The sequence below is a fragment of the Halomonas sp. 707B3 genome (genome assembly GCF_024158645.1).
GTDB lineage: Bacteria > Pseudomonadota > Gammaproteobacteria > Pseudomonadales > Halomonadaceae > Vreelandella > Vreelandella lionensis.
This window is the reverse complement of record NZ_JAMZBE010000121.1, coordinates 1-10925: the sequence shown is the minus strand read 5'-3', so window position 1 is coordinate 10925 and position 10925 is coordinate 1. Positions and strand designations below refer to the sequence as shown.

12 protein-coding genes, 2 tRNA genes and 1 pseudogene are annotated in these 10925 nt (G+C 52.9%); 10 read left to right on the top strand and 5 right to left on the bottom strand.

The window, feature by feature from the left end:
- Positions 1-351: pseudogene (gene aspA / locus BIS10_RS14305) on the top strand (aspartate ammonia-lyase); the annotation flags it as partial.
- A gap of 37 nt (positions 352-388) precedes the next feature.
- Here the strand turns inward: aspA and BIS10_RS14300 are convergent.
- On the bottom strand, positions 389-1459 hold the full coding sequence (locus tag BIS10_RS14300) for an endonuclease/exonuclease/phosphatase family protein (protein WP_253506102.1): 1071 nt from the start codon (positions 1457-1459) through the stop codon (positions 389-391).
- Between the two features lie 182 nt (positions 1460-1641).
- Here BIS10_RS14300 and BIS10_RS14295 point away from each other — a divergent pair.
- Positions 1642-1718 (top strand) — tRNA-Val (locus tag BIS10_RS14295).
- Between the two features lie 25 nt (positions 1719-1743).
- Positions 1744-1820: transfer RNA gene (locus tag BIS10_RS14290), tRNA-Val, on the top strand.
- A gap of 69 nt (positions 1821-1889) precedes the next feature.
- Here the strand turns inward: BIS10_RS14290 and BIS10_RS14285 are convergent.
- From BIS10_RS14285 to BIS10_RS14270, 4 genes are all read right to left on the bottom strand, one after another.
- Complete coding sequence (locus BIS10_RS14285) at positions 1890-2360, bottom strand: GAF domain-containing protein (protein WP_253506100.1); 471 nt, start codon at positions 2358-2360, stop codon at positions 1890-1892.
- Between the two features lie 135 nt (positions 2361-2495).
- A complete protein-coding gene (locus BIS10_RS14280) occupies positions 2496-3290 on the bottom strand; it encodes a MetQ/NlpA family ABC transporter substrate-binding protein (protein WP_083026455.1) in 795 nt (264 codons plus the stop codon).
- Positions 3291-3403: 113 nt separating this feature from the next.
- The gene (locus BIS10_RS14275; protein WP_044628308.1) at positions 3404-4057 is read right to left on the bottom strand and encodes a methionine ABC transporter permease; all 654 of its coding nucleotides are present in this window, start codon (positions 4055-4057) and stop codon (positions 3404-3406) included.
- Complete coding sequence (locus BIS10_RS14270; RefSeq protein WP_253506098.1) at positions 4038-5081, bottom strand: methionine ABC transporter ATP-binding protein; 1044 nt, start codon at positions 5079-5081, stop codon at positions 4038-4040. The genes BIS10_RS14275 and BIS10_RS14270 overlap by 20 nt, the downstream gene beginning before the upstream one ends.
- Positions 5082-5542: 461 nt before the next feature.
- Between BIS10_RS14270 and BIS10_RS14265 the strand changes: the two genes are divergently transcribed.
- The 7 genes from BIS10_RS14265 to BIS10_RS14235 form a co-directional block, all read left to right on the top strand.
- On the top strand, positions 5543-6169 hold the full coding sequence (locus BIS10_RS14265; protein WP_253506096.1) for a riboflavin synthase subunit alpha: 627 nt from the start codon (positions 5543-5545) through the stop codon (positions 6167-6169).
- Positions 6170-6367: 198 nt separating this feature from the next.
- Complete coding sequence (locus BIS10_RS14260; protein ID WP_253506094.1) at positions 6368-7666, top strand: NCS2 family permease; 1299 nt, start codon at positions 6368-6370, stop codon at positions 7664-7666.
- A 34-nt stretch (positions 7667-7700) separates the two neighbouring features.
- Positions 7701-8246, top strand: coding sequence for an adenine phosphoribosyltransferase (locus BIS10_RS14255; protein ID WP_044628303.1), 546 nt, complete (start codon positions 7701-7703; stop codon positions 8244-8246).
- Positions 8247-8252: 6 nt separating this feature from the next.
- On the top strand, positions 8253-8732 hold the full coding sequence (gene gpt / locus BIS10_RS14250) for a xanthine phosphoribosyltransferase (protein WP_253506092.1): 480 nt from the start codon (positions 8253-8255) through the stop codon (positions 8730-8732).
- Position 8733: 1 nt separating this feature from the next.
- Positions 8734-9417: a uracil-DNA glycosylase gene (ung, locus tag BIS10_RS14245; RefSeq protein ID WP_083026467.1), complete on the top strand. Its 684-nt coding sequence runs from the start codon at positions 8734-8736 to the stop codon at positions 9415-9417.
- Positions 9418-9514: 97 nt separating this feature from the next.
- Positions 9515-10144, top strand: coding sequence for a uracil phosphoribosyltransferase (gene upp / locus BIS10_RS14240; RefSeq protein WP_044628300.1), 630 nt, complete (start codon positions 9515-9517; stop codon positions 10142-10144).
- A gap of 88 nt (positions 10145-10232) precedes the next feature.
- The coding region (locus BIS10_RS14235; protein WP_301282058.1) for a uracil-xanthine permease family protein at positions 10233-10925 on the top strand (693 nt) is incomplete at its 3' end.

Here is a 10925-nt window from a genome sequence, read left to right as displayed (position 1 = left end):
GGGCAGAGCGGCAATTTCCAGCTTAACGTTATGCTGCCGCTGGTGGCGTCTAATCTGCTCACGTCAATTACTCTGATGAGTAATACCGCCAAGCTGTTGGCTGAGCGTGCTATCGCAACTTTCAAAGTGCGTGAAGATAACCTGCAGGTGCCGCTGGCGCGTAACCCGATTTTGGTGACCGCGCTGAACAGTGTGATTGGCTACAACGCGGCCGCCGCGATTGCTAAAAAGGCATATCAAGCAGGACGGCCGATTATCGATGTCGCGGAAGAGGAGACTGACCTGGACCGCGCCACCCTAGAGCGCCTGCTTGATCCCACCGTATTAACGCAAGGCGGTGTGCCCGAGTAACCTATTCCATCCTACGCCTAGCGATTGGGTAAAACGGTTAAGTTTGCTGCGTCTCCGTTTTGCCCTTTTCAATGGTTTCGCTGGCTTCCTGGCGCTCTTCTTGACTGGCTTTTGGTGTTTCATGCTCGTTCTGGCGAGTAGGGCGATAGCAGAGTGTGGCCAGAATAGGGAAATGGTCAGACCCAAAGGCATCCAAGCGCTGCATGCTGTCCAGCGTAAAGTGCTCACTGACAAAGACGTGATCTAACGGCCAGCGCAGGACCGGGTAGTTAGCGTGAAACGTGCTGAACATGCCCCGGCCACGACGAGGGTCAAGCATGCCGCTGATGCGGCAGAAGCGTCGGGTGGTGCGCGACCAAGCAACATCGTTTAGATCGCCTGCGACCAGAGTGGCAGAAGGGTGGCGATGAATTTCCTTACCAACTAACAGTAGTTCAGCATCGCGCCAGAGCGACTTCTCACTTTCACTGGGTGCTGGCGGACGCGGGTGAAGAGCGTATAGGCGGATTCTGTCGCCGCTTTCCAGCGTGACATAGGTATGGATAGAGGGAATGTCATCCTGAATCAGCCACTTTACCTCGGTCTCGCTGAGGGTTAGTCGCGAGTACATATGCATGCCGTAAAGATTATCGAGCGGAATTTTGACGCTATTAGGCCACTTATCCTCTAACGCTTGATCCAGTTGATCCTGCCACCACTGGTCCGACTCCAGCGTTAGCACAATATCGGGCTGGTATTGCTCAATCATACTGAGCAATTTATCCGCCTTGCGATTCGGAGTAAGCACATTGGCGATCAGCAGGGTGATTTTTTGATTGCTTGGCGCCTCATGGGTCGATTTCACTTGAACGGGCCAGAGACGCGTCCAAGGGATGATGTAACGCAGCTGTATCAGCAGGGTAAGCAGCGATAAGCCTGTCGATGCCATTCGCCATTTACCTGGCTCCAGCAGCATCCAGCTTGCTAGCGCACATACCCCAGCGAGTAAGGCAATCTGCAGGCGGGGAAACTCAAAACTGCGTATCCACCACCAGCGCAATTTTATGCGAGCAATTAACGTGGAAAGTAGCAGTAAAACGGCGATGCATCCTAGCAAAGGCCCTAGCAAAACTTACCTCCTTATTTCACGGGCGATCAGTATTAATCTATGTCCAGCTTAGTCCTTAGGTTTGATAAGTGTCGACATTATTCATAGAAACAGCGATAAGGTACTCGTTGGTAAGGGTGTGAAGAATAAAAACTACTTGCAATTCAGCTATGAAGCCGTAGAATACGCATCCGTTGCACAGCAGGACCATAGCTCAGTTGGTTAGAGCGCCACGTTGACATCGTGGAGGTCGGCGGTTCAAATCCGCCTGGTCCTACCATGTTTTATGAGTGCAAATATTTTCTAGGACCATAGCTCAGTTGGTTAGAGCGCCACGTTGACATCGTGGAGGTCGGCGGTTCAAATCCGCCTGGTCCTACCAAATTTCAAAAGCCTCGCTCAATGAGCGGGGCTTTTTTGTGCGTGCGCGCCTGGCTTGCCCGGCCTTGAATCAAAGAAAGTGGGGCAGGTCTGTCTGGCGCATGAATGTGGCGACCAGTGACTCGATGCCAACTTGGTCTTCTTGACTAAAGCGCGCATGTTGCGGGCTGTCGATATCCAGAACACCCCAGACAAAGCCATCTGTCACGATAGGTACCACCAGTTCAGAGTTCGAGTTTGCATCACAGGCGATATGATCAGCAACGGCGTGCACATCGTCGACTCTTTGGGTGGCTTGCTCGCGTGCTGCTGCGCCACATACCCCTTTGCTAAACGGGATGGGGTGGCAGGCAGGCTTGCCCTGGAAAGGGCCCAGGCAGAGCACCTGCGCTTCGCGCTGAAGATAAAAACCGACCCAGTTCAGCTCGCTGAGCTCCTGCTGAATAAACGCGCAGGTTTGGGCGCTGTTGGTCAGCCAGTCGCGGGTATCCAGCAAAGCCTCTAACTGGCGGTTTAACAGCGTGTAATCGGTTGTCGACATACCGTCTCCTTTGGTGAAAACGCATCAGGCCAGCCTCTCGGCTGGCCTGATAATGCTTAAGTACTACTTAAGATAGTACTTGAAATAGTACTGAAAATAGCACTTAAGATCGTGCTTAAACGAGCGGCCGGAAAATTACTCTTCGGTCCAGCCCGGTACCGCTGCACCTTTGAACAGCTCTTCGGCTTTTTCAATGACTTCGTCACGCTGGTAGGCGTCTACCAGTTGGCGAATCTCTTCACGCTCTTCATCGCCACCACGCACGGCAATCAGGTTCACATAAGGAGACTCTGGGCCTTCTTTGATCAGCGCGTCGTCAAGGCTTAAGCCAGCCGGCTGGGCAAAAGTGTTGTTGATGAAAGCCATGTCCACGTCGGGAAGGACGCGGGGAAGCTGGGCGGCTTCGATTTCGCGGAAGCGGAAGTCACGCGGGTTTTCGGCGATATCAATCGGCGTCGCTTCCAGGAAGGTCGGATCGTTTAGGGTGATCAGGCCTTCATTGTGCATCAGAATCAGCGCACGACCTTCGTTAGAAGGGTCGTTGGGCAGCGCGATTTGCGCGCCGTCCGGCAGCTCATCAATGCTGTCGTACTTTTCAGAGTAAGCGCCGATGGGATACACGAAGGTGTAACCGGCAATGGCAAAGTCGTAGCCGCGGTCATTCACCATCGCCTGCATGTAGGGCTCGTGCTGGTAGGCGTTGGCATCCAGGCTGCCATCGGCCAGTGCGGCATTCGGCGTTACGTAGTCAGTGAACTCGATGATTTCGACGTTCAGGTCGTACTCTTCTTTGGCAATGCGAGCGGCGACTTCCATCACTTCGGTTTCAGGACCAGCTACGGTGCCCATTTTAATGGTACGGGTTTCCGCATTGGCAACGTTGATGGCAAGTGCAAGCGCGGTCAGGCTGCCGATAATGACTTTTTGCATGGCGTTACTCCAGTGTCGTTATGCATCGTGGTGCAATGATGAGGGAATAAGAAACGCAAGTCTAATGCGTTTTTGTTATATTTGGCTATGTTGATGAAAGGCGCTGGCTATGACTATTTACGGTCGCTTTTGCGCACTAAATAGTCGCCTAGGCTTTGGAACCCTTGTACCAGCACCACTAGAATCACCACAGTGATTAGCATGATGGTTGGGTTGAAGCGGTTGTAGCCATAGCGAATGCCAAGGTCGCCAAGGCCGCCGCCGCCTACTGCGCCTGCCATGGCTGAGTAGCTCACCAGAGTGACGAGCGTAATGGTGAGGCCAGTAATAATGCCGCCGCGAGCTTCGGGAATCAGCACCTTGGTAATAATTTGCCAAGGCGTCGCACCCATGGATTGTGCCGATTCAATTAACCCTGGAGAAATCTCGTTGAGCGCGCCTTCAATGAGGCGAGCCACAAACGGAATTGCCGCAATGGTCAGCGGTACGGAGGCGGCGTTGATGCCGATAGACGTACCTACCAGCATGCGGGTGAAGGGGATGATGGCCACCATCAAAATGATGAAGGGAATTGAGCGGCCAATATTGGTAATGATACCCAACACTTGGTTAAGCACCGGCATCGCCAGAATTTGCCGCGGGCGGGTGACATAAAGCATTACGCCCAGCGGCAGGCCAAGCAGTGTAGCGATGACGCCGGACACTGCCACCATATAAAGGGTATCCAGCGTGGCCTGTAAAATAAGATCAAACATTGCGCTGGACATGGCCGAGTACCTCCACCTGTAGTTGATGCGCTTCTAAATAGGACATGGCTTGCTGGGTTTGCTCATGGCTGCCCAGTAATTCGGCAATCATTAGGCCAAGCGTGCGGTCCTGAATGGACTCGACTTTGGCCTGCAAAATGCTGACATCGACGCTGCACTCACGCGCCAAGCGAGAAATGAGCGGCGTGGAGACAGCATCGCCTGAGAAAGTCAGCCGTACCACCGGATGTGTATGTTCGCTGGGGCTCTCTTCCAGGCGTTCCAAAAGCTCTTTGGGAGGACTGAGCTGTAGAAAGTCGTTCAAAAAGTCGCGGCCAAGCTGGGTGGCTGGCGCAGTAAAGAAGTCGCCGACTTCCGCGTCTTCTACCAGCTTGCCGTCAGAGATCAGACTTACCCGATGGCAAATCGATTTCACCACTTCCATTTCGTGGGTAATCAGCAGAATGGTAATCCCCAACTGATGGTTGATATCCCTGAGGAGTTCAAGGATTGAACTGGTCGTTTGCGGGTCGAGGGCTGAAGTCGCTTCGTCGCATAGCAGCACGTTGGGCTTGCTGGCCAGGGCGCGGGCAATGGCCACGCGCTGTTTTTGGCCGCCGGAAAGCTGGGCAGGGTACTGCTTCGCTTTATCGGCTAAGCCCACCATCTCCAATAGCGGCAGAACACGATTTTTGATAGCGCTGCGCTTTTCGCCCATCAGCTCCAGGGGAAGGGCGACATTATCAAACACGGTCCGCGTGGTGAGCAGGTTAAAGTGCTGAAAAATCATACCAATACGATGGCGAGCATGGTTGAGCTCACGACGGCGCAGACCGGTCATTTCTTGACCATCCACCAAAACGCTACCGCTAGTGGGGCGTTCTAGCAGATTGACGCAGCGAATGAGCGTCGATTTGCCCGCACCGGACAGACCAATCACGCCGTGTATAGTGCCTTTGGGAATCGTTAAATTAACATTCTGAAGAGCATGGACGGCGCTGTCGCCGCTGCCATAGGTTTTACTAACGTTGCTAAGTTCAATCATAGCGTCTGCCTTAATGGTAGGCCGAAGACGGAGTGCGAGGGAGCAAGCGTAGGGCGGGGAACAAAAAAAGGCCACCCTTGCGGGTGGCCATCAACGCTGGACACACCCTTTTAGCTGCACTTCACCCCGCCAAAGGCCAGGTGGACGCCCGCAATCTGGGTACAAATCGGCGTCATTACATTTGCGGCGAAAGTCTAAAGAGTGGCGAATGGGTTGTCAATTAAATCCGTTCTATTTCATGTTTTTGAGTTCATATACAGGTTTATTTTCTTTTTTATTGGTAATGTTTGGTTTTTGTTGCTGTTTTGGGGTGATTGAACTGCTTGCTAACAGCAAAAAAGCCATGATCAATAGGCGTCTGCTAACCACTCGCTGCACAAGGTTGGGTCATTAGTAGTAAGCTTGCGCGAGTTTTTATGGTCTACGCCATCCTACTAACCTGAGATTGAAAGGAAGGGCCAATGTTTACTGGCATTGTTCAAGGTATCGCAGAGGTCGTTGAGGTGCATGAACTAGAGGAGTTCCGCACCCATGTGGTTGCTCTGCCAGAGAGTATGCGTAGCGGGTTAGAGATTGGTGCATCAGTGGCACATAACGGCGTTTGCCTGACGGTAACGGCGATAGATGGTGAGCGCGTTAGCTTTGACCTGATGCGCGAAACGCTGAGATTGACCAATCTTGGTGCAATTACGCCAGGCCAATGCGTCAATATAGAGCGCGCAGCTCGTTTTGGGGATGAAATTGGCGGGCACTCCATGTCAGGCCACATTATTTGTATGGCGAAGGTAGTGGCTATTGAAGAAGCTCCTAATAACCGTCGGCTCTGGTTTGCGTTGTCTGATAAAGCGGCCAAGTTTGTGTTTGAAAAAGGCTATATTGGCGTCGACGGTATCAGCCTCACCGTTGGCGATGTACGCCCATCTGCCGATGGGGTAGGGGTGGAGTTCAGTGTTAATCTCATCCCTGAAACATTGTCACGCACGATGTTAGGTAGCCGTTTGATGAATGACTGGGTCAATATTGAAATTGACCCGCAGACTCAAGTGATTGTTGAGACAGTGGAGCGGGTTCTGGCGAGCCGCCAATAGTGGAAAATCTTGGCTCTTTGTTGACCAATCGGTTAGCTCATGGCCTGAAGTTTGCTAAATAAATTAGGTATGAGGCTTCTCCTCAACTTAGCCAGCCGCACTTGAGGTGCTCGCATCGCGTGGTGCCTTTCGGTAGTATGTGCGGCTTTTCTCGCATCAAGGGACGCATTCAGCGTAAGCGCGAAGGATAAAAACTAAATGAAATCACTGGACAACTACTTCAAGCTCACAGAGCAGAAGACCAATGTAAAAACGGAAGTGATCGCCGGGATTACAACGTTTCTTACCATGGCGTATATCATCTTCGTTAACCCAAGCATTCTCTCGGAAGCGGGAATGGATTACGGCGCTGTGTTCGTAGCCACCTGTTTGGCCGCGGCGATTGGCTGTTTCGTGATGGGCCTATGGGCCAATTATCCGATCGCTCAAGCGCCGGGTATGGGGTTGAATGCCTTCTTTACCTACGGCGTGGTGCTCGGTATGGGCTACACCTGGGAAGCGGCGTTAGGGGCCGTCTTCTTCTCTGGTTTGACCTTTTTCCTGCTGAGTATTTTTAAAATTCGCGAATGGATCATTAATTCTATTCCGCTCTCTTTACGTTTGGGCATCGCGGCGGGTATCGGCCTTTTCCTGGCAATGATTGCACTGAAGAATGCCGGTATTGTCGTGGCAAACCCGGCAACCTTTGTTGCCCTTGGTGACCTATCAGAGCCTGCGCCGCTTTACGCGCTGCTGGGCTTCTTCGTGATTACCGCATTGGCTTACCTGCGTGTTACTGGCGCCGTTATGATCGGCATTATTGGTGTCACTGTGCTGGCCATGGTGCTGGGTCACAATCAGTATGGTGGCATTATGTCGATGCCTCCTTCGATTGCACCGACGTTCATGGCGATGGATCTGGTGGGCGCGCTAGATGTAGCCATGCTCAGCGTTATCTTCGCTTTTTTGTTTGTCGATCTGTTTGATACGTCCGGTACGCTGGTAGGTGTTGCTCACCGTGGCCAACTATTGGATGAAGACGGCAAGCTGCCGCGTATTGGTCGTGCCATGATGGCAGATAGTACCGCTTCGATGGCTGGCGCCGCGCTGGGTACCTCCACCACGACCAGCTATATCGAATCAACCGCAGGTATTGTATCTGGTGGGCGTACTGGCTTAACGGCCGTAGTGGTGGGCGTACTGTTCTTGATCAGCCTATTTTTCGCGCCGCTGGCAGGTTCTATTCCGGCTTATGCAACGGCGGGTGCGCTACTGTATGTAGCGGTACTGATGGCGGGTAGTCTTGCACATGCGAATTGGGAAGATCCCACCGATGCTGCCCCGGTACTCATTGCTGCTCTGGCCATGCCGCTGACCTTCTCTATTGCCGAAGGCATCGCGCTGGGCTTTATCAGCTATGTAGCGATTAAGACGCTGTCGGGCCGTTTTGAAGATCTGAACCCGGCAGTGGTTGTACTGGCGCTGCTATTTGCGGCGAAATTTTTATTCCTGGGTTAATTACCCGACCTTTGACTAATCAATGAGAGACGCGATGAGCATCTACGGCGATTACATTAAGTCCGTTATTCGCACGGTTCCTGACTGGCCAGAGCAGGGGGTGAACTTTCGTGACATTACCCCACTGCTGCAGAACAGCGCTGCCTTTCGTAAGCTGATTGATAGCTTCGTGCACCGCTACCAGGAAATGAACTTGGATGCCATCGCGGCCATTGACGCCCGTGGCTTTATTATCGGTGCGCCGCTGGCGTATGAGTTGGGCTGCAGCTTTGTGCCGGTGCGCAAAAAAGGCAAGCTTCCGTTTAAAACCATCAGCGAAACCTACACGCTGGAGTATGGCCATTCAGAAGTAGAGCTGCATGCTGATGCGTTCCAGGAAGGCGACCGGATCCTGTTAATGGACGACTTGATTGCCACTGGTGGCACGATGCTCGCAGCCGCGAATTTGATTCAGCGCTGCGGTGGGCAGGTGGTGGAAACAGCCACTATCATTGATCTACCTGAGCTGGGTGGTTCTCAGAAAATTCGCGATGCGGGCTATAGCGTATTCGCGGTCTGTTCCTTTAACGAAGACGAGTAACTCCCCATGAGCAGCGAACGCTACCATCAACATTTCACCGTCTCTTGGGACCAAATTCACCGCGACGTGCGCCAACTTTGCCATCTTTTAATCGAACGTGATTTTAAGGGCATTGTGGCGATTACTCGCGGCGGCTTGATTCCGGCTGCGCTGATTGCTCGCGAACTGAATATCCGTTTGATTGATACCGTGTGCATCAAAAGTTACGACTATATGGATCAAGGTGGTCTGGATATTATGAAAGGGGTGGATCACGACGGTGACGGCTGGCTGCTGGTTGATGACCTCGTCGATACGGGAAAAACTGCACGCGCCGTACGCGAAATGCTCCCAAAAGCGCACTTTGTCACGATTTACGCTAAGCCAGAGGGTCGCCCTTTGGTGGATCAATACCTGACCGAAGTGGCTCAGCAGTGCTGGATTCAGTTCCCTTGGGATATGGGCATTGCCTACGTAGAGCCTCTCGCTGACCAAATGAAGAAGTAATATGGCTAACCCGCTACCTGAAGACTGGAGCCAGTGGCTGGGGCAGGATTTTCAGGCTGACTATATGTCCGCCCTGAAAGCATTTTTGGCCGCAGAGAAAGCGGCTAAGAAAGTGATCTACCCTCACTCCTCAAACTGGTTTCGCGCCTTTGAATTAACGCCGCTCTCCTCGGTGAAAGTGGTAATTCTAGGGCAGGATCCTTACCACGGGCCTAATCAGGCCCATGGGCTCTGTTTTTCGGTACAGCCGGGCGTGCAAGTGCCGCCGTCGCTGGTCAATATCTACAAAGAGTTGGCAAGCGATGTCGGTTTTACCCCAGTGCGTCATGGCTTTTTAGAGTCGTGGGCGAAGCAGGGGGTGCTGCTGCTGAATACAGCGCTTACCGTTGAACAGGGCAACGCCGCGTCGCATCGGGGAAAAGGTTGGGAGCATTTTACCGACCGGGCTATTGAAACCGTTAGCCAACACGCCGGACCCTGCGTCTTTCTGCTGTGGGGCAGTCATGCTCGCCAGAAAAAAGCGCTCATCGATACCTCTCGCCATTTGGTGCTTGAGTCACCACACCCGTCGCCCCTGTCGGCGCACCGTGGTTTCTTTGGTAATCACCACTTTTCGCGGGCGAATCAATTCTTGCAGGAGCAAGGGCGGACGCCAATTGAGTGGCAATTGCCCGAAACCCCTTAACCTGATGGTCAGTTGCGGGTAGAATGGCGCGCAATTTTGTAAGCATGTCGATGCGACCTAGGTCGCCATCCTGAATCCCCTGCAGTGAGGAAGTCCCATGAGTGTCTACGCCATTAACCATCCGCTTGTTCAACATAAGCTGGGATTGATGCGCGAAGCTGATTTGAGCACTAAGAGCTTTCGTGAACTGGCAGGTGAAGTGGCTAAGCTTTTGACCTATGAAGCAACCAAAGGTCTGGAGCTGGAAGACCATGAGATTCAAGGTTGGAACGGCGAGCCCATTGCGACCCGTCGTTTGAAAGGTAAGAAAGTCACTATCGTGCCGATCCTGCGTGCCGGGCTAGGCATGTTGGAGGGCGTAACGGATTTAATCCCTAGCGCACGGGTAAGCGTTGTTGGTCTTTACCGGGATGAAGAGACGCTTCAACCGGTACCTTACTTCGCTAAATTCGCCAACGACATCGAAGAGCGCATGGCGATTGTGATTGATCCGATGCTGGCGACTGGTGGTTCGATGGTGGCCACGTTGGATATGCTGCGTGAGCGTGGCTGTGAACATATGAAAGTGATTGTCTTAGTTGCTGCCCCTGAAGGGATTAAACGGGTGCAAGATGCTTATCCTGATGTAGAGATTTACACGGCGTCGGTAGATGACCGACTCGATGAGAATGGCTACATCGTCCCCGGCTTGGGAGATGCCGGCGATAAGATTTTCGGAACGCGTTAAGCGCTCCGCCTCAAAAGGCCCCTTACGCTTCGCGTTGGGGGCATTTTTTTGCCTCCGTTACTAATAACCGACCCCCAGGAGTGGTGTGATGACAAACAGTGCTGGTCAAGAGTCGTGGCCTAAAATGCTGCTTACCGGCGCGCAAATGCTGTTCGTGGCCTTTGGTGCGCTTGTGTTGGTTCCGCTATTAACCGGGCTAGACCCCAGCGTGGCGCTCTTTACCGCCGGGATTGGCACGTTGGTGTTTCATAGCGTGACCAAACAAACGGTGCCGGTGTTTCTAGCTTCTTCCTTTGCATTTATTGCTCCTATTCAAGGCTCAATCGCCAGTTTTGGCGTTTCTGCCACGCTGGGTGGCCTGATGGCCGCGGGCCTTGTCTATGTTGCCATTTCCCAGGCGGTGCGCTTGAAGGGCACCGCCTGGTTGCATCGTTTGCTGCCTGCTGTCGTGGTGGGCCCAGTGATTATGGTGATCGGTTTAGCGCTAGCGCCAGTCGCGGTCAGTATGGCAACCGGTGAAACCAGCGATAATATTAGCTATGGGCAAGCTATTTTTCTCTCCATGGCCAGTCTGTTAGTAACCTTATTGCTCGCGGTGTTTGGCCGTGGGCTGCTGCGTTTAGTGCCGATTATAGGCGGCATTGCAACGGGGTATGCGTTGGCCCTGATTATGGGGGTGGTTGATTTTACTCCGGTGCGTGAAGCGGCTTGGCTCTCTATCCCCAACTTTACCGCGCCGAGTTTTCACTGGGCGGCCATCCTGTTTATGATTCCAGTGGCC